The following is a 26,200-nucleotide window of genomic DNA, read 5'->3' on the forward strand; positions in this document are numbered from 1 at the left end:
GGCGCACATCGCCCGCCGGTGAGCTACCCACGCGCCACGCGCCGAGACAGGTCGCCGGGACACAGGGAGGTGCCGATGAGTGAGGGGCGGCGGCCGGATCCGCGGCTGGTCGGGGACTGTGTGCACTGTGGGTTCTGCCTGCCGGCGTGTCCGACCTATGAGCTGTGGGGCGAGGAGATGGACTCGCCGCGCGGGCGGATCCACCTGATCGATCAGTTGATCGAAGGGGCGCCGGCCGACGACGTGCTGACCGGGCACCTGGACGCCTGCCTCGGCTGCCTGGCGTGCGTGCCGGCCTGTCCGTCGGGCGTGCGCTACGACCTGTTGATCGGCGCGGCCCGCGCGCAGGTCGAGGACGAGCACCGGCGCCCACTGGCCGATCGGCTGCTGCGCGGCCTGATCTTCGCCCTCTTCCCCCGCCCCGGGCGGCTGCGGCTGCTGCGAGGGCCCCTCACCGCGTACCGTGCGATGGGCCTGGAAAGGTTGATGGCACGGGACGCGCCGCTGGGACGATTGGTGCCGCGACTCGCGATGCTGGCCCGCCTGGCGCCGGAGCGCCCCGAACGGCCCACCCGCGAACGACTGCCGGCGCGCACGCCCGCGAAGGGCACGACCCGCGCACGCGTCGGCATGCTGACCGGCTGCGTGCAGCGTGAGTTCTTCCCGGGCGTGAACGCCGCGACCGCGCGCGTGCTGGCGGCCGAGGGCGTCGAGGTGATCACCCCGAGGCGGCAGGGCTGCTGCGGCGCGCTGTCCCTGCACACCGGCCGCGACCGCGAGGCCCGCCGGTTCGCCCGCAGAACCATGAAAGCCTTCAAGGACGTCGACGTCGTGGTGACGAACGCGGCCGGGTGTGGTTCCGCGCTGAAGGAGTACCGGGAGATCCTCGGCGAGGAGCCCCCGTTCCGGGTCGTGGACGTCGCGGAGCTGCTGCACGAACTCGGCCCGGTGGCGGAACGGCGTCCGCTGCCGATCACGGTGGCCTACCACGACGCCTGCCACCTGGCCAACGCGCAGGGGATCAGAACCGCACCGCGGCGGCTGCTCCAGCAGATCCCCGGCCTGACGCTGCGCGAGATCGGCGACGGCGGGATGTGCTGCGGCAGCGCGGGGGTCTACAACGTGCTCCACCCGGACCCGGCGATGGAGCTGGGCGACCGCAAGGCCGACGCGATCGCGCGGACCGGCGCGGACGTGCTGGTCACCGCGAACCCCGGCTGCCTGCTGCAGATCGCGGACGCGTTCAAGAGGAGGGACACACCGCCCCCGCGCCTCGCGCACACCGTGGAGATCCTGGACGAGTCGATCAACGGGCGATGAGCGCGGAGACCCCGTCGATGATCCGGTCGAGGCCGAACTCGAGCGCGTGCACCGGGTCGAGCATCGCGTTGTGCTGCTCGCCGGCCGCGGTGCCGACCCTGCCCCCGAGCGGGAACTGCCCGCCGCCGGCCATCACGCGCTCCAGGATCGGGCCGGTGCTCTGCCACCACTCCGCGTCGGTCTGGCCGCTCCGCTCCTGGGCGCGGCGCAGTGAGTGGCGGGTGCGCCAGACGCCCTCGACGTAGACCAGGACCATGGTGAGCGTGGAGTCCATCTCCACGTCGGTGAGGCCGATGCCGTCGAGCGGGGCCAGCTCCAGCTCATATTTGCGCATCACGCTCGGCCCGAGTTCGCCGCGGCCGTCCATCGCCGCGAGCAGCCACGGGTGACGGTCGCAGAGCGCCCAGTTCTCGTGCGCGATCATCCGGAGGCCCGCGCGCCAGTCCCCGGCCGCGGCCGGCGTGGACGTGGTGTAGAGCGTGCCGAGCACGGTGTCGGCCATCAGCGCGGTCAGCTCGGCCTTGCCTGGCACGTGCGTGTAGAGCGACATGGTGCCGACGCCGAGGTGCTCGGCGACGCGGCGCATCACGGCCGCCTCCAGCCCTTCCGCGTCCGCGATCTCGATGGCCGCGGCCACGATCGTGCGCACGCTGAGGCCGCTGCGGCCCTCGTGCCGGTGCGCGCCCCAGAGCAGCGCGAGCGTGCGGGCGGGGTCGGGAGCGCGGCGGTTCACGGTACCCATTCTCCAAGATCTGACTCAGGCAGCAAAACGTACTATGTACGGTACATGCTACGGTGGAGCCGTGACTGACTACGGGAACATCGAGGTGCGGGGCGCCCGGGAGAACAATCTGCGGGACGTCTCGGTGGACATCCCCAAGCGGAAGATCACGGTCTTCACCGGCGTCTCGGGGTCGGGCAAGTCGTCGCTGGTCTTCGACACGATCGCGGCCGAGTCGCAGCGGCTGATCAACGAGACCTACCCGGCGTTCGTGCAGAGCCTGATGACCGGTTACGGCCAGCCGGACGCGGACTCGCTGGACAATCTCTCCGCCGCGATCGTGGTCGACCAGAAGCGGATGGGGGGCAACTCGCGCTCGACGGTGGGCACGGCCACGGATGCGTACACGATGTTGCGCCTGCTCTTCGCGCGCCTCGGCACGCCGCCGGTGCCGCACCCGATCGCGCTGTCGTTCAACGACCCGGCCGGCATGTGCCCGGCGTGCGAGGGGCTCGGCGACGTCTCCGCGCTCGACGTCGATCAGCTGGTGGACAGCGCCAGATCGCTCAACGAGGGCGCGCTGCTGCTGCCGCAGTTCGCGGTCGGTCAGTGGTACTGGAGCATCTTCGCGCAGTCCGGCTTCTTCGACCCGGACAAGAAGCTGCGCGACTACACCGAGGACGAGTGGGAGAAGCTGCTGCACCTGCCGGAGGCGAAGATCAAGCAGCGGATGCCGGGCGGCGGCACGATGAACGCGACCTACGAGGGGCTGCTGCCCAAGTTCCGCCGGCTGTTCCTCAGCAAGGACGTCGACGCGATACAGCCGGCCGCGCGCGCGATCGTGGAGCGGGTCGCGACGAGAAGCGCCTGCCCGGACTGCGGCGGCACCCGGCTCAACGAGGCGGCCCGCGCCTGCCGGATCAACGACCGCAACATCGCGGAGTGCGCCGCGATGGAGGTCACCGACCTGGCCGAGTTCGTCCGGAAGGCGGACGACGGCACGGTCACGCCGCTGGTCACAGCGCTCGCCGACCGGCTGGGCAACCTCGCGCACATCGGTCTCGGCTACCTGAGCCTGGACCGGCGCTCGGCCACGCTCTCCGGCGGCGAGTCGCAGCGGGTCAAGATGGTCCGGCACCTGGGATCGAGCCTGACCGACATCACGTACGTGTTCGACGAGCCGTCCGTGGGTCTGCACCCGCACGACATCCACCGGCTCAACGAGCTGCTGGTCCGGCTGCGCGACAAGGGCAACACCGTGCTGGTCGTGGAGCACAAGGCCGCGGTGATCGAGATCGCGGACCACGTCATCGACATGGGGCCGGACGCGGGCAGCGGCGGCGGGACCGTGGTCTACCAGGGCTCGCTCGACGGCCTGCGCTCGTCCGGCACCGCCACCGGCCGCGCGCTCTCGCAGAAGCCAACCCTGAGAGACAACCCCCGCGGGGGTACGGGGTGGTTGCGCGTCGAGAACGCGACTACGCACAACCTGAAGGGCGTCACGGTGGAGCTGCCGACCGGCGCTCTGACCGTGGTCACCGGCGTGGCCGGGTCCGGCAAGAGCTCGCTGATCCGCGGCTCACTCCCCCGGCTGTACCCGGACGCGGTCTTCCTGGACCAGAGCGCGATCAAGGGCTCGCGGCGGTCGACGCCGGCCACGTACACCGGCGTGCTCGACCCGCTGCGCAAGGCCTTCGCGAAGGCGAACGGCGTGAACGCGGCACTATTCAGCGCGAACTCGGCCGGCGCCTGCCCACGCTGCGGCGGTGTCGGCCTGATCTACACGGACCTGGCGTTCATGGACCAGGTCGCCACGGTCTGCGAGGAGTGCGACGGCAAGCGCTTCGTCCCGTCCGTGCTGGAGTACACGCTGCGCGGGAAGAACATCGCGGAGGTACTGGCGATGCCGGTCGCGGAGGCGGCCGCGTTCGTCACGGAGAAGGCCGCCCGGCCCGTGCTGACCGCGATGCTCGACACCGGGCTCGGCTACCTGACGCTCGGCCAGTCCCTGGACACGCTCTCCGGCGGCGAACGCCAGCGCCTCCGGCTCGCGATCAAGCTCGCCTCAGGAGCCAGGACCACGCGGCTGTACGTGCTGGACGAGCCCACCACCGGCCTGCACCTGCGGGACGTGGCCCAGCTCAACGGCCTGCTCGACCGGCTGGCCGAGGCCGGCGACACGGTCGTGGTGATCGAGCACCACCTGGACGTGATCTGCCGCGCGGACTGGATCGTCGACCTCGGCCCCGGCGCCGGCCACGAGGGCGGCGAACTGGTCTTCGCCGGCCCACCCGCGCAGCTGATGGACGAACCCCGCTCCGTCACCGGCGACTTCCTCCGCCGCCATCTGAGCCGTTGACCCTCGTCCCCACCCCCGTGATCAGGCCGTCCCCATGTCGTTGGAACACGTCGCCACAGCATGGGGGACGCCTCGATCACGGGGGTGGGCGGCGGCCACCGCAAGCCGTGTCAGCCGGCGGTGTAGCGCCGCGCGAGGCGGGTGGCGGCCTCTCGCAGCTCCGGCGGTCCCTCGATCTCCAACGGGACGTCGAACATGCCCATCGCGGCGGCCAGGCCGACCCAGGACCACGAGCTCATCGTCAGCCGGCAGCGGTTCTCGCCGAGCGACTCGACCACGTCGGTGTGCCGCACCCAGGGCACGATCTGGTCCGCCGGCGCGTGCAGCACGACCGTGCCGGTGCAGGGCGTCACGGCCGTGTCACCGCTGAACCGCTCCGCGATGTAGGTGGAGACGTCCGGCGCGGGCAGCTCGCGCGGCGTGAAACGTGGCCCGTTCGGCGTGCGCGGCGTGAGCCGGTCCACCCGGTAGGTGCGCCAGTCAGCCCGGTCGGTGTCCCAGCCGACCAGGTACCACCGGCCACCCCACATGACCACGTGGTGCGGCTCGCAGCGGCGCGGCTCTTCCTTGTAATCGAAGCGCAGCACCTCGCGGGCGCGGACCGCGGCACCCACGGTGAGCAGCACCTCCGCGTCCACCCGCGGGCGGTCCACGGTCCGGCGCACGGACGTGACCTGCAACGCGTCCACCCGGTGCCGCAGCCGGGCCGGCATCACCTGGCGGACCGTGGCGAGCGCGCGCAGCGCCGCCTCCTCTATGCCGTCGACGCTGGTGGTGGCGGTCTGCAGCGCGACCGCGACCGCGACGGCCTGGTCGGCGTCGAAGAGCAGCGGCGGCAGGTCCGCGCCGGCGCCGAGCCGGTAACCGCCGTCCGGGCCCTTCGTGGCCTGCACCGGATAGCCCAGCTCGCGCAGCCGGTCCACGTCCCGGCGGACCGTGCGCGCGCTGACGCCGAGCCGGTCCGCGAGCGTGCCACCCGGCCAGTCCCGGCGGGCCTGCAGCAGCGAGAGGAGTTTCAGCAGCCGTCCCGAGGTCTCCAGCATTCACCCACGATCGCACGGGCCATAGGACAGGTGCTGTCCGCTATCGCTGCCAGTCTGTCCACGACGAAGGGAGCACAGCGCTCATGATCAAAGCGAAGGACCTGACGAAGGACTTCGGGGCCGTGCACGCGGTCCGGGGGATCACGCTCGACATCGCGCCGGGCGAGTTGGTGGCGGTGCTCGGGCCGAACGGCGCGGGCAAGACCACCACGATGCGCATGCTGACCACGCTGATCGCGCCGACGTCCGGCAGCGCGGAGGTGGCCGGCCACGACGTGGTGCGTTCCCCGGGCGAGGTCCGGCGGCGCATCGGGTACGTCGGTCAGGGCAACGGGGCCGGCCACCAGCACCGGGTCATCGACGAGCTGCACAGCCAGGCGGCGATCTACGGGCTGGAGCGCGGCGCCGCCCGTACCCGCGTGGGGTCGTTGGTCGAGGCTCTTGACCTGGGTGATCTGGTCAAACGCAAGGTGTCCGAGCTGTCCGGCGGGCAGCGGCGCCGGCTGGACGTGGCGATGGGCCTGGTGCACACGCCGAAGCTGCTGTTCCTGGACGAGCCGTCGACCGGACTGGACCCGCAGAACCGGGCGAACCTGTGGGAACACATCCTGCGGCTGCGCGCGGAGCACGACATGACGATCGTGCTGACCACGCACTACCTGGACGAGGCCGACTCGATGGCCGAGCGGGTGGTGATCGTCGACCACGGCGAGGTGATCGCGGACGACACGGCCGCGGCGCTCAAACGCAGGCTGGCCGGCGACCGGGTGTCGTTCACCTGTGCCTCCCCGGCCGACCTGGCGGTGCTGGTGCCCGGCGCCACCGACCTCTCCGTCACCGGGAACACCGTGGCGGCCCGGGTCACGGACGGCCCCGCCGCCATCGCCGAGACGCTGCGGGCCGCGTTCGAGAAGGGGCTCACGATCACGGCCGCGGAGACGTTCCGGCCCACGCTCGACGACGTCTTCCTGTCCCTGACCGGCCGCAGCCTGCGCGAGGAGAACACCAAATGACCACCACGCTGGTACGGGACACCCGGATCGTCTTCGTCCGCGAACTCAAACCGATGATCCGAGATCCGTTCTCCGTGGTCTTCGGCCTGGTCCAGCCGCTGGTGTTCCTGGCGCTGTTCGGCCCGCTGCTGTCCGGCTCGGTCGGCGCGGCCGGGCCGGTCACCGCGGGTGGGTCGGTCTGGCAGTGGTTCGTGCCGTCGATCCTGGTGATGACCGCGCTGTTCGGCACGTCCGCGGTCGGGTCGAACCTGCTCTACGAGTTCCAGACCGGCGCGCACGAACGGATGATGGTCACGCCGCTGACCCGGTCGTCGCTACTGATCGGCCGGTCGCTGAAGGAGATGGTGCCGCTCGCCGGGCAGGCCGTGCTGATCGTGGCCGTGATGGTGCCGTTCGGCTTCGCGCTCTTCCCGGCCGGCGCGCTGCTCGGCATGCTCCTGCTGGCCGTGTTCGGCGTCGGACTGGGCTCGCTCAGTTACGCGCTGGCGATCGCGGTCCGCAAGAACGAGTGGATGTTCTGGCTGGTCCAGCAGACGCTGCTGTTCCCGCTGATGATCCTCTCCGGGATGCTGCTGCCACTGGAGGCCGGCCCGTCCTGGATGCGTGCCGCGGCCGCCGCGAACCCGCTGGCCTACGTGGTGGACGCGGAGCGGGCACTGTTCGCCGGCGAGATCGTGAGCACGGAGGCGCTGTGGGGCGCGGTCGCCGCGGCCTCGACAGCCGCGATCGGCCTGTCCGTGGGCATCCGGGCGATGCTGCGATCCGCGGACTAACCGTCCCGCGACCGCCGCGTCTTCTTGCGTCCCCCGTGCAACATCGGGGATGGTTGGCATGACGTCACCTGCCCTGGAGAGTGGCTTCATGACGTGCATCGTGGGGATTACGGACGGGCGGATCGTCACCATCGGCGGGGACTCCGCCGGGAGCGACGGGTGGCACGTCGCGGTGCGGTCGGATTCCAAGGTGTTCCAGGTCGGCCCCTACCTGATGGGTTTCACGACCAGCTATCGGATGGGTCAGCTCCTGCGGTACTCCCTGACCGTCGGCGAGCCCGGCACCTGGGACGTCGACCGGTTCATGGCCACCACGTTCATCGATGCGGTTCGCGAGTGCCTCTCCGTGGGCGGCTATGCGAGGAACGACAACGGCCAGGAGCAGGGCGGGCAGTTCCTCGTCGGCATCCACGGCCGGCTCTATGTCGTCGGTGACGACTATCAGGTCGGGCACACGATCTCGGGTTACGCCGCGGTGGGATCCGGTTATCTGGTCGCCCTGGGATCACTGCACTCCACGGCCACGTCACCCGCCAGTAGTCACCAGCGCGCGGAGATGGCACTCGAGGCGGCAGCCGACCTCACCGAGGGTGTGCGGCCACCGTTCACCGTGATCCAGTCGGAGTGAGAAGCAGCCACCCGAACCGCCCTGGCTCGGCTGACTCGGGGCGACGCCCGGCACCACCACCCGAACCATCATCCGCGGGTACGAGATCCGCTGACCATATTCACGCTGAGAGCGGTGATCCGGCCGGTGCGCCGTGTGCGTACCGGCCGGGTCGCCTGTCAGGTCTTGGGCTTGCCGTTGCGGGCGTGAGCGTAGGAGAGCCCGGCGAGCACCAGGCCGGCACCGGAGATGACCGCGCCGATCAGCGCGCCCCAGCCCTCCACGTGCTCCCAGCCGATCACCATCAGCGGCAGGAAGACCACGCCGATCACGGCCGCGGTCATGCCGAGCACGAAGAGCAGCTTCCGGACGTTGTCCCGGATCGGCGTCGGCGTCGGGCCGCGCTCCTCCCGTGGGGCACGCCAGACGGTGGACCACCGGCGCTTGTCCAGCCAGAGCATCGCGCCGGCGGCCGACCACCAGCCGACCGCGTAGCCGAACAGCAGCACGGCGACCAGCGTCGCGCCGTTGAAGTGCGGGCGTAGCAGCGTCTCCAGCACGCCCTGGCCGGCGGCGATCACGAGCAGCAGCGCGACGGACGAGCCGACCAGGTGCGGGCGGGCGCTGAACCAGCGGATGAGGGCGTCACTGATAGCCACGGATGCTCCAGAAGACGGGGTAGAGCGGCTCGTCCTTACCGGTGGTGAACAGCTCGCCGCCGCTCTCCTCGGCCACCGAGCGCAGCTCGCGCTCCCACTGGGTGTCGCCGGGCACGTCGTCCGGGCCGGCGTCGGGCGTGTATGCGCCGCAGCGGTCGGTCCCCTGGTCGCCGGAGTCGAACGCGATCGTGTAGATCGGCACCGACCGTTCCGCCTCCGACAGCCCGCGCCGGTAATCCATGTACTGGCCGTAGTTGGTGCCGCAGGTGTTCTGGCCGTCGGAGAACAGCACGATCGACGTGGACGCACCGCCGGTGCCGTCGGTCAGCCATGGCCGGGTCAGCTCGTGCGCGCTGCGCAGCGCGTCGTACATCGCGGTGTAGCCCTGTGGTCGGAGATCCTTCGTCGCGTACTCCTGGATCTCGGTCAACGTCCGCGTGGTGTCCCCCTCCGGCAGGACGAACCGTCTCGGCGGCTGCGCCCGGTCGCTGAACGGCACGAAGTCGACGCGCTCGCCGGGCAGGAAGTTGAAGTAGGTGGCGGGATCGTTCGGGTCGGTGCCGGTCAGGTTCACCAGCGCGTTGCGCAGCTGAGGCATGTTCTTGTCCATCGAGCCCGACACGTCGAGCACGAACACCATCCTCGACGGGGTACGGATCTCCGCCTGGTATTCGTCGATCAGCCGACTCAGCGCCCTCGGGTCGGTCGGGTAGCGTAACTGCGGCGACGGGATCGCGGTCTGTTCCGTGGTGACGTCCGGGTTGCCGGGCCGGCGGCCGGTCCGCTCCTGGATGCGTTGCTGCACATCCGGGCTGAACAGCCACTGCCACAGCTCGTCGAACGTGCGCTGCTCCTCGTCGGTCGCGCCGCTGAGCAGGCTCAGCCGGTACTCCGCGATCATCGTGCCCTCGGTCGGGTAGATCGCCTTCAGCCGGCAGTCCTCGGGCAGGACGCCGTTCATCCGGGCGACCTCGGACTCGTAGATGAGCAGCCCGTCCACGCCGTCGGTGCGGTTACTCCGGCCGCACTCGTCACCGCCGGACTCGACCTGCGCCACGTACGCGTCGGAGAGCACGGCCGAGGTGTCCGCGCTGAGCCGGTGCCCGGCGAAGAACCGCCGCAGGTCCAGGCGCAGGCCCGGCACGCCGGCCTCGGTGATCGGCAGGCCGGTGTCGGCGAGCGCGGTCGCGGCCGCCACGAGCCCGGCCAGCCCGGAGTTGGAATGGTCCGGACGGGTCATGCCGAACCGGAACCCGCCGTCGGCGATCACGTCGACGATGTCGGCCCAGGACGGCGCGGTGACGTCCCAGCCGAGTTGGACGGCCAGTTCGGCGCGCACGCCGATGACGACCGGCGAGCGCATCAGCGGCGGGGACTGACGCAGCAGCGCGTCGCGGCTCTCCCGCCACAGCCCGAAGAACTGGTCGGCGCCGAACCAGACCGCGTCGTAGGCCGCGAGCGTCTGCGGGTCGGTGAGCCGCCGCGCGCCCTCGACCGAGCCGATCGGGGTCAGCTCGACCCGGATGTTGCGCTCCTCCTCGAGCTCGCGCAGCGTCTCGTCCAGGTCGGACAGCTCACTGCCGGCGAGCACGCGCAGCACCCGAGGCTCCCCCTTCTCCTCGTCCCTGCCGCAGGCGGCCGCGCCCAGCGCGAGCACGGCCACGGTCAGCACGCTCACGGCTCTACGCACACGCCGCACCGGCCCGGTCCTCTCCGTACACACCCTCGACGACATCGCTGACGAATTCTCTCCACGCGCCGGGCGCGGGGGCCGGCACCGGCGGTCCCGGCGGCTCCAGCACCGCGTGCCCGTGCTCCTCGTTCTCCGCGGCGAAGACCTCCGGGTGCCCGGCCGGGCGGAAACCGTGCGCGGCGGCCAGCCGGCGCAGCTCCGCGTCCGAGGTCAGCGCGGCCGCGACCTGCCCGCCCTCGCCGGTCAGCGGCGCGATCGTGTGGTCACTGGATATCGACGGTGTCGGATAGAGCATGATCCGCTGGAACGTGCGGGTCCCGCCGTCCGGCATGGTGACCTCGGTGATCAGGCCGTCGGGGTCGGCGCGGGCCGCGTCCAGGAACTGCGCCTCATAGACGGCCTGCATCGGCAACTGATAGCCCTCCACGGACAGGTACTGGTCGAACGGCTCGTCGCTGGTCAGGCCGGTGCTGCCCTGCGCGCGAAACAGCTCCCGCATGGGCTCGGTCAGGCGCGACAGATCCGGTTTGGTGGCGATCGGGCCACCGTGCCTGACGTGGCTGCTCAGCGCGAGAAACAATTCCGCGGAATTCGAGGAATCCAGCCGGGTGCTGAGAAGAACGGCACGCTGAAATCCGGGGTACGGCGCGGGCAACCGCAAGTCTCGCCATCGTTTACCGGGCGTATAGACATCGTTCAGATACCGATCCATGTCGAATGTCTGATGATCGAGCGACGCCACTCCCGACGGCAGCGCCCGGGCCACCTCCTCGTAGGTGGCGATCACCAGCGGCGAGGAGAAGACGGTCACCGGCGCGGCCGTCCCATCGGCCCTCGACATGACGTCGTCCGCCGCCGCCGCGCTGCCCGGGAATGCGAAGTCGTAGCTGGTCAGGCCGTCGGTGCAGGCCATCGTGCGGGAGCCGGCCGCCTCGACCGAGACGCGCAGGCCGAGGCGCTCGAACGCGGCCACGACCTCCCGGTCGTGGAAGAACGACAGCTTCTCCGAACCGACCAGCCCGCGCACGTCGAACACCTGACAGACGAGCACGTGCGGAATCTTCACCTCGCAGGCCCTGCGGCGCTCGCCGAGGCCGGCACGCACGCCGAGGACAACGACGAGAATGGTGAGCGTGAAGCCGAGAAGAGCCCTGCCCAACTGGGATTTCATATATGCCCCGTGATCGCCGGCTGCCGGTGCCGCCGAGCGTATAACGTCAATGCACCCCGCGTCGTTTCCACGTCACGCGCATTCCGGCGCGTCCACCACCGACCGGCGTGGCGACTAGTCGGCGTCCGCCAGGTCGTAGCCGCGGGCGGTGAGCTGCTTCTCGACCGTTCGGCAGACCTCCTCGACCACCGCGACCCGCGCATACGACTTGTTGTCGCCCGCGACCACGTGCCAGCGAGCCCGCTTCTTGTCGGTCTTCACCAGCATGTCCTCGATCGCGGTCTCGTAGTCGTCGCGGCGGTCGCGGTTGCGCCAGTCCTCGTCGGTCAGCTTCCAGGTGCGCAGCGGGTCGTTCGCGCGCTCGTGGAAGCGGCGGAGCTGCTCCTCCGGAGACACGTGCATCCAGAACTTGATCAGGATCATGCCCTCGGCGGCCAGGGTCCGCTCGAACTCGACGATCTCCTGATATGCCCGCGACCACTGCTCCTCGGTCGCGAAGCCCTCGACGCGTTCGACGAGCACCCGGCCGTACCAGGAGCGGTCCAGCACGGTCATGCCGCCCCAGCCGGGCAGCACGGCCCAGAAGCGCTTGAGGAAGTGGTGCCGCTTCTCGTCGTAGGTGGGCGCGGCGAACTGGGAGACCCGCACATGCCGGGGATCCAGCGGGGCGACCAGGCGTTTGATGGCGCCGCCCTTGCCGGACGCGTCCCAGCCCTCGAAGACCACGCACAGCGGCGGGCCGATCTTCTGGTCGCCGAGCTGGCCGCCGAGCATCAGGCGCAGCCGCAGCAGGCGTTCCTGTGCGGCCTGCAGCCGTTCCAGGCCCTCGCGTTTCGACAGCCGGGCCGACATGTCCACGTTCGCCAGGCGCGTCGTCATACCGCCATCCTCGCACTCGATCATCGGGAGCGCGGTTGAAGCTTGCCCCGGCGGGGGATAATCGATCATGACCTTCATCAGCCGGTACGTGACGGTGGCCGGCCGGCGCCTGCACGTGAAGTCCCGCACGGCGCCCGGCGTGCCGTGGGTGCTGCTGCACGGCCTGGCCGTCTCCCACCGGTACCTGATGCCGACCGCCCGCGCGCTCCCCGGCCCCGTACATGCGCCGGACCTTCCGGGTTTCGGCCGATCCGCGGCGCCGCGGCGGGTGCTCGGCCCGCGCGAGCACGCGGCGGTGATCGCGGCCTGGATGGACGCGGAGGGGATGCGCGGCGCCCGGCTGCTCGGCGGCTCCTACGGCTGTCAGGTCGCGGCCGAGCTGGCGATCGCCCGGCCCGATCTGGTGTCGCTGCTGGTGCTGGCCGGGCCGACCGCGGATCCGGCGGCCGGATCGGCCCGGCACGTGCTGCGGCTGCTGCGCGACCTGCCGACCGAGGACCCGCGCCAGCTGCCGGTGGTGACCGCGGGTGCGCTCGCGGCCGGTCCGCGCCGGATCCTGGGCACGCTGCGCGCCGCGGTCCGGCACCGGATGGAGGACCGCCTGCCGCTGGTCACCGCGCCGATCCTGCTGCTGCGCGGCCGGCGCGATCCGATCGCCCCGGACGCCTGGACGTCCCACCTCGCCACCGTGGCCGGATGCCGCTCGATCACGCTGGCCGGCGCGCACAACGTCGTCACGACCGCCGGACCGCGCGTCGCCGCCGCCGCGACCGCCTTCGCCGCGGAAGCCACCCCGGAGAAGATCTCAGAAACAGACCAGAAGGCATGAATTCATTGTCCCGCTTCCCGGGTGGCTGAGTCCCCAGTGCTCCCGCGGGCACCGGTTTCGCCGTGGTCCGGAGAAAGAGCCGGGCCTGCGCGTCGCGCGCGGACGGCGTACCCCTGTGGAAGGTTTGTGGGTATGACGACTGTGACGTGGAGTCACGAGCTGGCGGAGCAGCTGTCCTGGCACTGGGCGAACCAGTTGCGCCCACGGCTCGCCGGGCTCACCGACGAGGAGTACTTCTGGGAGCCGGTCGACGGCTGCTGGAACGTGCGGCGGCGCGGCACGAGCGAGGCACCGATCTCCGCCGGCTCCGGTGCGTTCACGATCGACTTCGCGTTCCCACAGCCGGAGCCGCCGCCGGTGACCACGATCGCCTGGCGGCTCGGCCACGTGATCATCGGAGTGTTCGGGGCGCGGAACGCCACCCATTTCGGCGGGCCGGCCGTCGACTACGACTCGCACGACTACGCGGGCACCGCCGAGATCGCGCTCGCCCAGCTCGACGCCGGCTACGCGGCCTGGATCGCGGGCGTGCGCGCGCTGGACGAGGACGCGCTGGCCCGCCCGTGCGGCCCGCCGGAGGCCTATCCGGACGCGCCGATGGCCACGCTGGTGCTGCACATCAACCGTGAGGTGATCCACCACGGTGCGGAGATCGCGTTGCTCCGCGACCTCTATCGGGACAGATAGTCTGACGGGTGACACACGAAGAGGGAGGCCCCGAGATGAAGATCCCCGGGCCGGACCACCCGATCACGGTGGAGCCGGCGAAGGCGCGCGTCGTGGTGCGCGCGGGCGAGAAGATCATCGCGGACACGCACGCGGCGCTGGCGCTGAAGGAGGCGTCCTACCCGGTCGTCTACTACGTGCCGCTGGCCGACGCGGACGAATCCGTGCTGGTCTCGACGGACACGCACACCACCTGCCCGTACAAGGGGCAGGCGTCCTACTACACGATCCGCACCGAGGACGGCGAGCTGCCGGACGCGGTGTGGTACTACCCCGAGCCGTACGACGCGGTCGCCCCGATCGCGGGCCACATCGCGTTCTACCCGGACAAGGTCGACATCGTCGCGATCGAAGAGGGCTGACCACGTGCGGGACCCGCTGGATCTGCTGGACGTCGCCGGCCTGCTGACCGACGAGGAGCGGCAGATCCAGTCGACCGTGGCCCGGTTCCTCACGGACCGGGTCCGCCCGCACCTGGCCGAGTGGTTCGAGGCCGGCACGTTCCCGCGCGAGCTCGCGCCGGAGCTGGGCCGCCTCGGACTGCTCGGCATGCATCTCGACGGCTACGGCTGCGCCGGCACCACCGCCACCGCGTACGGCCTGGCCTGCCTGGAGCTGGAGGCGGCCGACTCCGGCCTGCGCAGCTTCGTCTCCGTGCAGGGCTCGCTCGCGATGTACTCGATCCACCGGTACGGGTCCGAGGAGCAGAAACAGCGCTGGCTGCCCCGGATGGCCGCGGGCGAGGCGATCGGCTGCTTCGGCCTCACCGAACCGGACTTCGGCAGCGACCCGGCGAACATGCGCACCCGCGCGGTCCGCGACGGCGACGACTGGATCCTCGACGGCGCCAAGATGTGGATCACCAACGGCAGCATCGCGGACGTGGCCACGGTCTGGGCCGCGACCGAGGACGGCATCCGCGGCTTCCTGGTCGAGGCCGGCACGCCCGGCTTCACCGCCCGCACGATCAAGAAGAAGCTGTCGCTGCGCGCGTCGATCACCGCGGAGCTGTCGTTCGAGGGCGTGCGGCTGCCCGGCTCCGCGCGGCTGCCCGAGGCGCGCGGGCTGCGCGCGCCGCTGAGCTGCCTGAACGAGGCCCGGTTCGGCATCTGCTTCGGCGCGGTCGGCGCGGCCCGGGACTGCCTGACCGTGGCGCTGGACTACGCGCGCGAGCGGGTGCAGTTCGGCAAGCCGATCGCGGCGTTCCAGCTGACCCAGCAGAAGTTCGCGGACATGGGCGTCGCGCTCGGCACGGCCGCGCTGCTCGCGATCCACCTGGGCCGGCTCAAGGACGGCGGCCGGTTGCAGCCGCACCAGGTCAGCGCCGGGAAGCTGAACAACGTGCGCGAGGCGCTGGCGATCGCCCGGGAGTGCCGGACCATCCTCGGCGGCAGCGGCATCACGCTCGAATACTCACCGCTGCGGCACGCCAACAACCTGGAGTCCGTGCTCACCTACGAGGGCACCTCGGAGATCCACACGCTGGTCGTCGGCGAGGCCCTGACCGGCCACGCGGCCTATCGCTGACCTGCGCCTCGGGGCGTCCGTGTCACGCTGCGGGGACGCCCCGAGCACGGAGGTTCGTCAGCGGCGGTAGGTGCTGACCACCGCGCCGGACTCGAACGTGGTGTTCTCCACCAGCGTGAACGGCAGCGGCCCGAAGCCGGTGCCGAACATCGGCTTGCCCGTGCCCGCCACCACCGGGTACCGCTTCACGACCAGCTCGTCGATCTCCGGCAGCAGCTGGCCGGCCAGGTCCGCGCCGCCGCACAGCCAGATGCCGAGCCCGTCCGCCCGCTTCAGCCACCGGACCACCTCGGCCGGGTCCTCGCCGGAGACGATCTCGACGTCTCCGTCCTCCGCGGTGAGCGTGCGGGAGAAGACGATCTGGCGCAGATGCGCGTACGGGCTGGTCACACCCGCGGCAAGCCCCGGCTCGTAGGTGCCGCGGCCCATCAGCACCGTGTCGAAGTGCCGGTTCGGCGCGTCCGCCAGGCCGGCCGGCCCACGCATGTGGCTGGGCACGGTCTCCGGCCACTCCGCGTTGATCGCCGTCATCACGTCCTCGGCCATCGGGAAGAAGTCGAACTCCCCGCCAGGTCCGGAGATGAACCCGTCGATGCTGGTCGCGATGTAGTAGGTCAGGCGCCTCATGGGGAGATCCTGGCAGACGAGTGTCCCGGCACACATCCCACCCCGGAATTGAGTGTGCCCGGCTCAAGTTATCTCCATCGGAAGCGACAACAAGGGGGACGACATGAGCAACACGATCTGGACCCGGCGCGACCCGTTCGCGGACTTCGACGCGCTGGTGCGCAACGCTTTCGGCCCGGCCGCTCTGACGGCCGCCCGCTCGGCCGGTTTCACGCCCGCCGCGGAGGTCCTCCGCGACGGCGACGACGCGGTGGTCCGGCTGGAACTGCCCGGCGTGGACGCCGAGAACGACGTGACGGTCGAGGTCGACGGCGGCCGTTTGACGGTCCGCGGCGAGCGCCGGGACGAGCGCGCCGAGCAGCGCGACGGGCGCAGCCTCCGCGAGGTCCGCTACGGCACGTTCCGCCGCAGCTTCGGCCTCCCGCAGCACGTCACCTCGGAGGCGGTCTCCGCCACCTACGACGCGGGCGTGCTCAGCGTCCGGGTCACCGGCGCCTACACCGGCCGCGAGGCCCGGCGCATCCCGGTCACGGCGGGCGCACCGGCCACCCCGGTCGAGGCCAGCCCGGTCGCGGCCGTCGAGGCCACCCCGGCCGAGCAGCAGGCCTGACCCGGCGAGCCGCGACGAGCGGCCGGCCACGAACGCCCCGGCTCAGCAGACCGGCGCCGACCCCCCGCTGAGCCGGCCGGCACTCCACGCCCGGCCGGGGGACGACCGGGCGTGCAGAGAGAAGAGAACGGCCGCGGAGCCTGCACGCTCCGCGGCCGTTCCGCGTCTGCATGGCGTAACCGTGACCTCCGAGACGACTACGAAAAGGTCGGGGAGCCTACGACGTGACTCACGCGGACTAACCGCACTCCTCTGCCAACGCCGTGATGAATGCGTCCGCCTCGGTCGTCGACCACGCCTCATAGTGATCGCCGAACATCGGGATGATCCCGTTCTGGCAGCGCATCGCCTCGAGTTTCCTCCTGTTCCGAGCCAGCCAGTCGACCACCTGGCGGAACGCAGCGCCGAGATCAGCGCGATACTCAGCGTCAGGCACATTGAAGAGAAGGCATTCGATGAAGTAGGACGGCGCTCCCTCGAACTCCAACTCGCTGCGCGCCCGCTTGACCGCCCGGACTATCTCCTTGAAGCGACCAGCGGTCGAGCGATCCTTCTCGTTCCCGCGCCGCAGGTGAAGCTTCGGGTAGTTGATGATTGGATACTTCATCGCCGCCCGGAAGTAGACGCCCTCATCATGGACCTCACCAAGAAGGCTGGGGAACATCTCGTAACGGCGGAATTCCAGGGCCGGGAGGATGTCGGCGGGAACCCGCCAGAGCGCATCCCAGTCCTGGAGTGTCAGACAGCGCTTGCCCTCGCCGACGAAGAAGGACCGCCGGAAGGATGCCGCGACGTCCTCACGGAACTCCTCCCACCCGTAATCGGAGTGTCCGTAGTACTCGAAGAACTCCTCCCGCTCCGGGCTGCTCAATGCCGTGACATCCTCCTCGAACGGCAACGAGAGCTGCACCACCAGATCGACGTCGCACAGCGCATCGACGTGTGTCCGGTTGGCGTAGGAGCCCTGGACGAACACCTCGGGGTTCTGCCAGCGCAGCCGGGGCGCGTCGGCCAGCGCTTCCTTGACGATGTCGATGGTGAACTGAGGGAGAATCGACACGGGTCGCTGTGACCACGTCCGAATCTGCTGGTCGGAGAACACCATGCGTCAGCCCTCAGCCGATCGTCCGGATGGGAAATACATCTGCGTGTGCACCTCGGGCATGCCAGTGCCGTCGAGCCACCGCTCCCAGGCACCGGCGGCACCACCAAGGACGATCAGGAGTGCGGCACGCGGCGCGTCAACCTCGGCATTGACGATCTTGCCCATCGTGTCAGCATCTGTCGCGCTCGGCAGTGGATCAGCCCTCGGATGGGAGTGCCACGCACCCACGAAAGAGCGGAGTCCTCCGGTCCGCCGGGCGAGCGAGGCAAGCCTGTCCGGCAGCTCGCCGATTTCGAGCCGGATCCCGTCCGGCGAAGTCCCACTGCCAGGAGGCGGACCCATCGCCTGATCGATCCACACGACGTCGCAGGCCGTATCGATCTGGCCCAGCAACAGCCCTCCGGTCTCTTTGGGGATCCGCCCCAGTTGGGCCGCCCGGACCGCCTCGGTCCGCATACTCGCGAGCGCGGCGCGGGCTATCCGGATCTCGTAGCCGGTGTTGACGTCGCGCCGTACGACGTCGTTCGGCCAGTAGTGGGAGTAGGTCGCCTCGCCGAGCGAGGCCCGCAGGACGACGGCCGCCGCGGTTGGCGTGTCCTCATTGGACGCGGTGGACAGAAACTCGACGGACGCGTTCAACAGACGGGCTGCCAAGCCACCGAGGTCTGCGGCCGATCCGACGAAGGTGGGATCGGAACAGCCGGGTTCCGGGAGGAAGGGCTCGGTACGCGGAAGGGACGGATAGAGGTCCTCGCGCAACGAAGTAAGTCGATCGTCCCGTTCCCGGATGCTGAGCCTTCGGAGCAGATCCACGCCGCCGCCACTGCTCGCCGTGAGCGCGACGGTCGCGATCGCGTGCTCGCAATCGTGGCCCACCATGACGGCGATCATGGGTGGCGGAGCGGACACTTCACGTCGCAGTCGTTCCAAGCGTTGCGCCACGGCACGGCTGGCCGTCGCATCGAGGACGAGGTCGAAATTGGTGAGGTCGTCGGCCTTCACCCTGATCGCGTCGCCTGAGTCGGCGAAGATGGCGGGCGCAAAGTCCGCTACGTCACGCAGGCGGTCGGCCATGGCTTCAGCCTTCCGCCTCCCGATGTCACACCCTCGGTAGGGCTGACGAATCAGAATGCCAGGGTTGACCGAACCGTTGTCCACCAACAACAGCATGGCCGCCCCGGCTCGCACACAGTGCTCGGCGATCGGCGCTCCGAGCGCGCCACAGCCCAGGAGCAGAATTCGCTTTCCGGCCAACCAGTTGACAGGGCGAGAACGGTCACGACGACGGGTCCGCGACGGACGCTGGTCGAAGACTTGAAGCCAGTGCGCGCGTGTGCCGCGTTCCCCCACGTCCCATGCCTGGATACTGGCGAATCGAGTACCGGATTCGTGCCCCGGTGGGGCGGGGCTTCCGATGAGGAGGAGCGGTGACACATTCGCGCCGTTGATCGCAACCGACCGGCTCAGCATCTCGATGTAGGCCGCGATGTTGAGTCCGGCACGAACCAGTTGCCGACGCAGATCCCGGCTAGACCACGGGAAGAGGAACCCCACCGGCTGAGACAGCCCTACGACCGGTACGGACAGCGGGCCAGTCGGTTCCCGACTCCACTCGACGACATCCATGTAGGTCTCGTGCTGAATGCTCAGCCGCGCCCAAGCGGTCCAGAATCCTCGGTCGCTCTCTAGATCCGGAGTGAGATCCGCGCGGACGACGACGGGGCGCTCACTCGAGCGGAAGGCGCCGACCGGCGGGTGCCACGGCAGTTCCACGCTGACGAGGGTGCCGGCGGCAGCGCGCGACAGCCAGGTGAGCAGCCTCCGAAGGAAGCCACGCATGCCATGGCTCGGATCCCACTCGTTGTTCGAGAGATACAAACAGATAACATTCGTCCAGGTGACGTGCGGCAGCCCGGCGAAGTCACGGTGCGCTGTGCGTACTTCGGGATGCATGAACGGGAAGTCGGCCGGCACCCATAGCTCGAATTCTCGTGACGATCCCAGGTCAACGCCGTTCTCACCGATCGGCGTACCGGTGCAGTCCACCGTTATCGGAACCAGTATCGGTGCGATTCCCGCCCGATCCTCCTCCTCCGGCGTTCCCATGGTGATCCGCGAGTTCGTCGCTACCACCACAGCGGTGAGTTCGCTGAGAGCACGGGACTGGCCTGCGGTCAGCATGTGTCCGCCGGCCGCGTGCCGAAGATGTAAGGGCCGTCCGGGACGCGATCACTGATCTTGATTGCGATGGCGGCGACGCCCGGGCCCGTGTCCGGCTCGGCGGCCCCCTGCGGCATGTCGACCACTTCCGGCTCAGCCCGCGGCTCCTCGAGTGCGGTCGCGGGCAGCGCCTCGGTCAACCAACGGCTCACGAGATCTGCCAGGTCATCCGAAACGTCCGCGGCGGTACAGTCGTCGAGTGACTGAGTATCCAGACACTGGATAATCGCGGTCGCCTTCAACTCGCGTGACATCGCCCGCAACGGCGCAGGGTCCGCGCTCTCGACGGCACGCGCCAGAGCATCCGCGGTGAGCGCCGAGACGAGCGGCGGAGCGCCGACGATACGCAAGACGAGCCGAACGCCACCGGTGATCGCCGTGACGGCCAATCTGTCCAGAGCGTACGCAAGTTGCACAAGAAGGCCGCAGTACTCGGGTCGCCACGCCTCGGCGATCAGTCGGCGGCCCGGCTCGTGGGCGCGCCGAGCCACTGTCGCCCGCAGGCTCCCGTCCGGATCAATTCGAGCCGCACCTTCCCTGACGGACAAGGGTGGTTCCACGAGCGCAAAAGGCTCCGAGACGTTGGACGCCGCATCGATCCGTCGCGCGGTCAGTCTCGGCAGCACTCCTGCTCGGCTGGCCCACCAAATCTTGACCGTCGACGCAGGTACGGCGTCAGCCTCGATAGGCTGCGGCCGGTCCGGGTAGACGTGGCGCCGTCGCGGGTTACACATCCGGCAGGTCAGCCCGACAACATCGACAACAAGTCGCTCCGGGTCCAGATCGATGTTGTAACGCGTTTCGCAGACCTCGCACCATCTGTTCCGGCGAAGGCGGCCGCCGGAGCCGGACTTAGACAGACGCCGGATGAAGGTTACCGCCATTCATTCAGTTTTCATTGATCACGGGCGATAGTCTGCTATCTGTCGGATGGATGCGGGTCACCGTGCATCACAGTTCACAGCTGGGATAATCCGGCCGGACGGGGACGAGAGGAGGGTGCATGACCACTCCACCCACTCCCTTCCCGAGCGTCTCAGAGCCGGGTGTAGTGAGCGCGTCCACACCGGCCGGTCTGGCGGTCGCTGCCATTCTGTCCGGCGCGGTTCTCGCGGCGATCCTCACGGCGTGTGTGACGGTGTGGATCGCTCGCGCCCGCAGCCGCGAGGAAGAACGGAGCCATCAGCGAGATCTGTTCGCGCAGGCCTATGCCGCCTATGCGGCGTATCGGGAGATGCCATACGCGATCCGGCGCCGGCGCCACGACCGGCCGGCTGAGGAACGGATCCGGCTCTCCGAGGCGCTGCGCGAGATCCAGGAGCGGCTCAGTTACTACGAGGCGTGGACGAAGGCGGAGTCTCCCCGAGTCGGCGATGCCTACGACGACCTGGTCAGGCATCTGCGCATGATCGCTGGGGGACATATGCGCAGGGCGTGGCAGGAGAAGCCCATCCAGCGCGACCGGCAGATGAACATCCCGACCACGCTCGTCGACCTGTCAGAGCTGAAGCCCAAGGAAGCCGCATACCTCGCGGCTGTGCGCCATCACCTCCGCGTGCTGGCCCCCTGGTGGCGTCGACGGATCAACAGCTGACACTCGACCGAATCCCTGGTCGCGCATCTGCCGCGAGGACGCCGACCTGCTGCCCACCGGCGGGCGGGTCCAAGTGAGGAGCACGATGGGGCGCTGGCCGGGTGAGCGAACGGCCGGCGCCGGGCTCAGCGGATGTCGTACGCGCGGATGATGGTCTGTGTGGTGGTGCCGGTCGTCGCGCGGAGCGAGACGAAGGCGGGGCGGTTCGGGTGGCGGATGATCGCGGTGTTGTGGCGGACCGGCGCCGGCTGCCAGGTGCGGCCGTCGTCGAAGGAGACCTCGACCTGCGGCGATGACGTGGCGGGACCGTCGATGCGCACGGGCACCGGGAACTCGCGGCCCGTCGGGGCGATGCCTGCGTCCGTGACCGCGGGCGTGAAGACGACTGCGGAGAGCGGCAGCGGCGTGACCACGGTCGTGTGTGCGGAGGTGAACGTCCAGCTCGCCGTGACCGCCGCGAGCAGCGCGACCCCGCCGGGCGAGGCACCGGTCATGGTCAGCACGCCGTCCGGGCGGATCAGCCAGCCCAGCCCGATCGCGGAGATGTCGGGCGTACCCATGTCGCGGGTGACCGTGCGCATCCGGGTCGCCGTCTCGTCGTCGCCCAGGTGGACCCGGCCGAACGCGAGCAGGTCCTCGATCGTGCCGATCGGCGTGGCTCCGGCCGGCCCCCAGGTGCGCGGCAGCATGAACATGCCGGTCGGCCTCCCCTGGAAGTGCCCGATCGCGGTGGAGCGCAGGATCGCCTGTTCGGCGGAGGTGCACGCGGTGGTCATCCCGGTGGGCGCGAACAGGTCGCGGGCCAGCAGTTCGTCGTAGGTCAGGCCGGTCACCACCTCGAGCAGCCGCCCGGCGACGATCATGCCGCCGTTGGCGTAGCTGACGTACTCCCCCGGCGGGAACAGCGTGCCGCACTCGCGGGCGAGCCGCTCCACGTAGATCTTCAGCGCGTCCCGGCCGGCCTCGTCCGGGAAGAAGAGGTCGGCGTCGATTCCGCTGGTGTGGTTGAGCAGGTGCTCCACCCGCAGCCCGGGAATCGCCGGCTCCGGCAGGTGCGCGGCGACCGGCGTGTCCAGGCGCAGCAGCCCGTGCTCGACCTGCCGCATCACCAGCGTGGTCGTCATGATCTTCGTGATCGATCCGAAGAGGAACCCGGTGTCCGCCCGCATCGGCGCGCCGGTCGCGGCGTTCGCCACGCCGTGCGCGATCACGTGCTGCTCGCCGCCGCGATACACGCCGGCCAGGAGCCCGGGGGCCTCGGTGAACTCGGCGGCCAGCCGGCTGATGTCTGCGATCTCATCCATGCCGGCGATGCTCCGGCCCTGCCCCGGGTCAAGGTCAAGGACTGCCCTGCGGATCGTGCGGCGCAGCATCGAGGACGATCACGCGCGGGCGCGGGAGACCGGCGCCCGGATCGTGCACTCGTGCGGCTTCGACTCGATCCCGTCCGATCTGGGCGGTTCCGCATGCGGGGCGATCCGTGGTACGCCGCGGCGTCGGTGATGCTCGGCGAGACCGCGCCGGCGCCGGCCGTCGACCGGGACCGGCTGCCCGCCTCGGGCGGTGGCGTCCTCACCCCGGCGACCGCGCTGGGCGACGTGCTGGTGGACCGCCTGCGCACGGCCGGCGCGGAGATCACCGCCGACCCGGTACTGCGCCAATAGTTGCCCGCGGAAACTATATCCATGCACGTGGGCGAATTATGGCAAGTCATTGACTCTAATTAATACGGCTCCTACAGTGAGCGGGACCGGTACCGCCGCGCGATGGCCCGCGCCGCGGCCGCACCGGATCGGACGCGCCACCGGGCAGCGCGCCAGGCCCCGTCACGTCCTCCCGTAAGGAACCCCCATGCCCAGAAAGAGAACACTCGGCGTCCTGGCCGCGCTGGCCGTCGCCGTGCCGGCCGCGATCGTCTACGCTGCCGGGCTCTCCCAGGCCGCCGCCGCGCCCGTCGCGGGCGGCGTCTACACGCTCGTGCCCGGCGCCAGCGGCAAGTGCGTCGCGGCACCGTCCACGTCGTCCGGCGCGCCGCTCGTCCAGGTCGGCTGCGCGGCCGGCGATGCGGCCCAGCAGTGGAAGGTGGTCGCGGCCGGCACCGGCCACTTCCTGTCCAACGTGGCCACCGGGCTCTGCATCGACGTGCCCAGTGGCGCCACCACCTCGAACCTGCGACTCCAGCAGTACGCGTGCGGCAGCGTGCAGAACAATCGCGTCTGGAGCTTCACCGCCTCCTCCGCGGCGTCCGGAAGGTACCGGGTGACCAACGCCGCCACCTCGCTCTGCCTGAGCACGCGCGACGGGTCCACCGCCGGGAACAACCCGATCGTGCAGGAGACCTGCTCCGACATCTCCCGCATGCAGATCGCGTTCAACCAGGTCGGGGGCACGGTCACGCCGACGCCGTCCGGCCGCGTCTGGTCGAACACGGCGGACGGGTTCGCGCAGGGCACCACGGGCGGCGCGGGCGGCAGTACGGTCACCGTGACGAACTACGCGGACCTGCTGCGCTACGCGACCGCGACCGAGCCGTACGTCATCAAGGTCGCCGCGACGGTCACGGTGACGCCGTTCGGCAACGAGATCCCGGTCAAGTCGAACAAGACCATCATCGGGGTCGGCAGGTCCGGCGCGATCCGCAACGGCGGCTTCTTCCTCGGCGCCGGCGTCAGCAACGTGATCATCCGGAACCTGACGATCGGCGAGACCGACGTGGCCTCGGACGACCCGGACGACAAGGACTTCGACTACGACGGCGTCCAGATGGACACCGCGAAGAACGTCTGGATCGACCACAACACGATCAAGAACGTGAACGACGGCTCGATCGACAGCCGCAAGGACACCACGAACGTCACGATCTCGTGGAACCACCTGCCGGGGCACAACAAGAACATCGGCATCGGCTGGACGGAGAACGTGACCGCGCGGATCACCATCCACCACAACTGGATCCAGAACACCAACCAGCGCAACCCCAGTGCCGACAACCTGGAGTACGCGCACCTCTACAACAACTACCTGCAGAACGTGACGTCGTACGGGAACTACTCGCGCGGCTACACGAAGATGGTGCTGGAGAACAGCTACTTCCAGTCGGTCAAGGACCCGTACTACCCGGACGCTACCGCGCAGCTACGTCAGTCCGGCAGCATCTGCGTCAGCTGCACCGGCAAGCAGCAGACCAGCGGTTCCGCGTTCAACCCGTCGAGTTTCTACGCGTATTCGCTGGATCCCGCCGCGGCCGTGCCATCGCTGCTCCAGCAGTACACCGGACCCCAAGCCAACATCGGACTGTGAGGGAGGATCCTCGATGAGAAAGCGATGGTTCGCGGCCCTCGCGGCCGTGGTCGCCGTGCCGATCATGCTGGTCACGGTGCAGGCACAGGCCGCGGTGGCCCCGGCCGCCGGCGGCATCTACACGCTGGTCCCCGGCGCCAGCGGCAAGTGCGTCCAGGTCCCGTCCACGGCCGGCGGCGCGCTGCTCGTGCAGGCCGCCTGCGCTGCCGGCGACACCGCACAGCAGTGGCGGGTGGTCGCCGCCGGCACCGGCTACTTCCTGACCAACGTCGCCAGCGGCCTCTGCGTCGACGTGCCCAGCGGCGCCACCACCTCCGGCCTGCAACTCCAGCAGTACGCGTGCGGAAGCCCGCAGACCAACCGGCTGTGGAGCTTCACCGCCTCCGGCGCGGCGTCCGGGAAATACCGCGTGGCCAACGCCGCCACCGCGCTCTGCCTGAGCACGAGGGACGGCTCGACCGCCGGCAACAACCCGATCGTGCAGGAGACCTGCTCCGACGTCTCCCGCATGCAGATCGCGTTCAACCTGGTCGGCGGCACGCCCTCGGCACCGCCGCCGGCCACCGGCACCCCCACCGTGGCGAAGGACGGCACCGGCCGCTACTCGACCGTGCAGGCCGCGGTCGACGCCGCGGCCGACAACAGCGTGATCACCATCAAGGCGGGGACGTATCGGGAGATCGTCACGATCCCGGCCACGAAGTCCGGCCTCACGCTGCACGGTCTCGGCGCGTCCGCGAGCCAGGTCGTGATCGTCAACAACCACAGCTCCGCCGGGGGTTACGGCACGTCCGGCAGCGCCACGGTCTTCGTCAACGGGCCGAACTTCAGGGCCACGAACCTGACGATGTCCAACGACTACGGCGAGGGCAGTCAGGCGGTCGCGGCGAACCTCAACGGCGACCGCGGCGTCTACGACAACGTGCGGTTCCTCGGCAACCAGGACACGCTGCTGATCAACAACAACCGGCACTACGTCGTCAACTCGTACGTCGAGGGCACGGTCGACTTCATCTTCGGCGGCGGCACCGCGGTCTTCAACGCCGGCAGCATCTACCAGCGGCGCTCGACCGGTGGCCCGATCACGGCCGCGCGGACCGACCCGGCCAACGCGTACGGTTTTCTGATCTACAGGTCGACGGTCACCGGTGCCACGAACAACACCACCCAGCTCGGGCGGCCGTGGGGACCGGACGCGCAGGTGCTCTACCGCGAGTCGAACCTGAGCGCCACGATCAGGACGGCCGAGCCGTGGACCGACATGTCCGGCAACGTCTGGGAGAACGCGCGCTTCCGGGAATACCGGAACACCGGCGCGGGCGCCACCGTGAACGGCAACCGCCCACAGCTCAGTGACTCGCAGGCCGCGACCTACACACCCCAGAGATACCTCGCGGGTACGGACGGCTGGAACCCGCTGTAAT

At 69.9% G+C, this 26,200-nt stretch carries 25 protein-coding genes; 14 read left to right on the forward strand and 11 right to left on the reverse strand.

Annotated elements, in window-relative coordinates; translation table 11 throughout:
- Window positions 1–75 precede the first annotated feature (75 nt).
- A complete protein-coding gene (locus J2S43_RS19430) occupies window positions 76–1,320 on the forward strand; it encodes a (Fe-S)-binding protein (protein WP_306831189.1) in 1,245 nt (414 codons plus the stop codon).
- Here J2S43_RS19430 and J2S43_RS19435 read toward each other — a convergent pair.
- Entirely contained in the window at window positions 1,307–2,062 is a 756-nt protein-coding gene (locus J2S43_RS19435; RefSeq protein WP_306831191.1) for a TetR/AcrR family transcriptional regulator C-terminal domain-containing protein, read from the reverse strand. The genes J2S43_RS19430 and J2S43_RS19435 overlap by 14 nt on opposite strands.
- A 34-nt stretch (window positions 2,063–2,096) precedes the next feature.
- Between J2S43_RS19435 and J2S43_RS19440 the strand changes: the two genes are divergently transcribed.
- Window positions 2,097–4,400, forward strand: coding sequence for an ATP-binding cassette domain-containing protein (locus J2S43_RS19440; protein ID WP_370881637.1), 2,304 nt, complete (start codon window positions 2,097–2,099; stop codon window positions 4,398–4,400).
- 110 nt (window positions 4,401–4,510) lie between these two features.
- On the opposite strand, the gene J2S43_RS19445 is transcribed toward J2S43_RS19440, so the two are convergent.
- Window positions 4,511–5,443, reverse strand: a complete 933-nt coding sequence (locus J2S43_RS19445; RefSeq protein WP_306831194.1) for a helix-turn-helix transcriptional regulator — start codon at window positions 5,441–5,443, stop codon at window positions 4,511–4,513.
- An 83-nt stretch (window positions 5,444–5,526) separates the two neighbouring features.
- On the opposite strand from J2S43_RS19445, the gene J2S43_RS19450 reads away from it, so the two are divergent.
- From J2S43_RS19450 to J2S43_RS19460, 3 genes are all read left to right on the forward strand, one after another.
- Window positions 5,527–6,456, forward strand: coding sequence for an ATP-binding cassette domain-containing protein (locus J2S43_RS19450; protein ID WP_306831195.1), 930 nt, complete (start codon window positions 5,527–5,529; stop codon window positions 6,454–6,456).
- Window positions 6,453–7,229 (forward strand): ABC transporter permease, encoded by a 777-nt coding sequence (locus J2S43_RS19455; RefSeq protein WP_306831198.1) that lies wholly within the window; start codon window positions 6,453–6,455, stop codon window positions 7,227–7,229. The genes J2S43_RS19450 and J2S43_RS19455 overlap by 4 nt, the downstream gene beginning before the upstream one ends.
- 88 nt (window positions 7,230–7,317) lie before the next feature.
- Window positions 7,318–7,857 carry a hypothetical protein gene (locus J2S43_RS19460; protein WP_306831200.1) on the forward strand — a complete coding sequence of 180 codons (540 nt, stop codon included), beginning with the start codon at window positions 7,318–7,320 and terminating at the stop codon, window positions 7,855–7,857.
- Between the two features lie 158 nt (window positions 7,858–8,015).
- On the opposite strand, the gene J2S43_RS19465 is transcribed toward J2S43_RS19460, so the two are convergent.
- The 4 genes from J2S43_RS19465 to J2S43_RS19480 all read right to left on the reverse strand — a co-directional run bounded on the left by J2S43_RS19465 (window position 8,016) and on the right by J2S43_RS19480 (window position 12,238).
- Window positions 8,016–8,495 carry a hypothetical protein gene (locus J2S43_RS19465; RefSeq protein WP_306831203.1) on the reverse strand — a complete coding sequence of 160 codons (480 nt, stop codon included), beginning with the start codon at window positions 8,493–8,495 and terminating at the stop codon, window positions 8,016–8,018.
- Complete coding sequence (locus J2S43_RS19470; protein WP_306831205.1) at window positions 8,482–10,185, reverse strand: substrate-binding domain-containing protein; 1,704 nt, start codon at window positions 10,183–10,185, stop codon at window positions 8,482–8,484. Before J2S43_RS19470 ends, J2S43_RS19465 begins: the two co-directional genes overlap by 14 nt.
- Entirely contained in the window at window positions 10,178–11,347 is a 1,170-nt protein-coding gene (locus tag J2S43_RS19475) for a hypothetical protein (RefSeq protein ID WP_306831207.1), read from the reverse strand. Before J2S43_RS19475 ends, J2S43_RS19470 begins: the two co-directional genes overlap by 8 nt.
- A gap of 126 nt (window positions 11,348–11,473) precedes the next feature.
- A complete protein-coding gene (locus J2S43_RS19480) occupies window positions 11,474–12,238 on the reverse strand; it encodes a polyphosphate kinase 2 family protein (protein WP_306831209.1) in 765 nt (254 codons plus the stop codon).
- 67 nt (window positions 12,239–12,305) lie between these two features.
- On the opposite strand from J2S43_RS19480, the gene J2S43_RS19485 reads away from it, so the two are divergent.
- The 4 genes from J2S43_RS19485 (at window position 12,306) to J2S43_RS19500 (ending at window position 15,320) form a co-directional block, all read left to right on the forward strand.
- The gene (locus J2S43_RS19485) at window positions 12,306–13,067 is read left to right on the forward strand and encodes an alpha/beta fold hydrolase (RefSeq protein ID WP_306831211.1); all 762 of its coding nucleotides are present in this window, start codon (window positions 12,306–12,308) and stop codon (window positions 13,065–13,067) included.
- 141 nt (window positions 13,068–13,208) lie between these two features.
- On the forward strand, window positions 13,209–13,754 hold the full coding sequence (locus tag J2S43_RS19490) for a DinB family protein (RefSeq protein ID WP_370881766.1): 546 nt from the start codon (window positions 13,209–13,211) through the stop codon (window positions 13,752–13,754).
- 35 nt (window positions 13,755–13,789) lie between these two features.
- On the forward strand, window positions 13,790–14,155 hold the full coding sequence (locus J2S43_RS19495; protein WP_306831214.1) for a DUF427 domain-containing protein: 366 nt from the start codon (window positions 13,790–13,792) through the stop codon (window positions 14,153–14,155).
- Between the two features lie 4 nt (window positions 14,156–14,159).
- Window positions 14,160–15,320, forward strand: a complete 1,161-nt coding sequence (locus tag J2S43_RS19500) for an acyl-CoA dehydrogenase family protein (protein WP_306831216.1) — start codon at window positions 14,160–14,162, stop codon at window positions 15,318–15,320.
- A gap of 57 nt (window positions 15,321–15,377) precedes the next feature.
- Here the strand turns inward: J2S43_RS19500 and J2S43_RS19505 are convergent, their stop codons facing one another.
- Entirely contained in the window at window positions 15,378–15,947 is a 570-nt protein-coding gene (locus tag J2S43_RS19505) for a dihydrofolate reductase family protein (RefSeq protein WP_306831218.1), read from the reverse strand.
- Window positions 15,948–16,050: 103 nt separating this feature from the next.
- Between J2S43_RS19505 and J2S43_RS19510 the strand changes: the two genes are divergently transcribed.
- Complete coding sequence (locus J2S43_RS19510) at window positions 16,051–16,557, forward strand: Hsp20/alpha crystallin family protein (RefSeq protein WP_306831220.1); 507 nt, start codon at window positions 16,051–16,053, stop codon at window positions 16,555–16,557.
- Between the two features lie 238 nt (window positions 16,558–16,795).
- On the opposite strand, the gene J2S43_RS19515 is transcribed toward J2S43_RS19510, so the two are convergent.
- From J2S43_RS19515 to J2S43_RS19525, 3 genes are read right to left on the reverse strand one after another with little or no spacing between them, the layout of a single operon-like run.
- A complete protein-coding gene (locus J2S43_RS19515) occupies window positions 16,796–17,662 on the reverse strand; it encodes a nucleotidyltransferase-like protein (protein WP_306831221.1) in 867 nt (288 codons plus the stop codon).
- Window positions 17,663–17,665: 3 nt separating this feature from the next.
- Window positions 17,666–19,843, reverse strand: coding sequence for a ThiF family adenylyltransferase (locus tag J2S43_RS19520; RefSeq protein ID WP_306831223.1), 2,178 nt, complete (start codon window positions 19,841–19,843; stop codon window positions 17,666–17,668).
- The gene (locus J2S43_RS19525; protein ID WP_306831224.1) at window positions 19,837–20,766 is read right to left on the reverse strand and encodes a hypothetical protein; all 930 of its coding nucleotides are present in this window, start codon (window positions 20,764–20,766) and stop codon (window positions 19,837–19,839) included. The genes J2S43_RS19520 and J2S43_RS19525 overlap by 7 nt, the downstream gene beginning before the upstream one ends.
- Window positions 20,767–20,885: 119 nt before the next feature.
- On the opposite strand from J2S43_RS19525, the gene J2S43_RS19530 reads away from it, so the two are divergent.
- Window positions 20,886–21,476, forward strand: a complete 591-nt coding sequence (locus J2S43_RS19530; RefSeq protein ID WP_306831226.1) for a hypothetical protein — start codon at window positions 20,886–20,888, stop codon at window positions 21,474–21,476.
- A gap of 125 nt (window positions 21,477–21,601) precedes the next feature.
- On the opposite strand, the gene J2S43_RS19535 is transcribed toward J2S43_RS19530, so the two are convergent.
- Window positions 21,602–22,780: a serine hydrolase domain-containing protein gene (locus tag J2S43_RS19535; RefSeq protein WP_306831227.1), complete on the reverse strand. Its 1,179-nt coding sequence runs from the start codon at window positions 22,778–22,780 to the stop codon at window positions 21,602–21,604.
- Between the two features lie 162 nt (window positions 22,781–22,942).
- Here J2S43_RS19535 and J2S43_RS19540 point away from each other — a divergent pair, with 162 nt between their 5' ends.
- From J2S43_RS19540 to J2S43_RS19550, 3 genes are all read left to right on the forward strand, one after another.
- Complete coding sequence (locus J2S43_RS19540) at window positions 22,943–23,140, forward strand: hypothetical protein (protein ID WP_306831229.1); 198 nt, start codon at window positions 22,943–22,945, stop codon at window positions 23,138–23,140.
- A gap of 187 nt (window positions 23,141–23,327) precedes the next feature.
- Window positions 23,328–24,776 (forward strand): pectate lyase family protein, encoded by a 1,449-nt coding sequence (locus J2S43_RS19545; protein ID WP_306831231.1) that lies wholly within the window; start codon window positions 23,328–23,330, stop codon window positions 24,774–24,776.
- A gap of 13 nt (window positions 24,777–24,789) precedes the next feature.
- Window positions 24,790–26,199, forward strand: coding sequence for a pectinesterase family protein (locus tag J2S43_RS19550; RefSeq protein WP_306831232.1), 1,410 nt, complete (start codon window positions 24,790–24,792; stop codon window positions 26,197–26,199).
- The last annotated feature ends 1 nt before the right edge of the window (window position 26,200 follow it).

Source organism: Catenuloplanes nepalensis (assembly GCF_030811575.1).
Lineage (GTDB): Bacteria > Actinomycetota > Actinomycetes > Mycobacteriales > Micromonosporaceae > Catenuloplanes > Catenuloplanes nepalensis.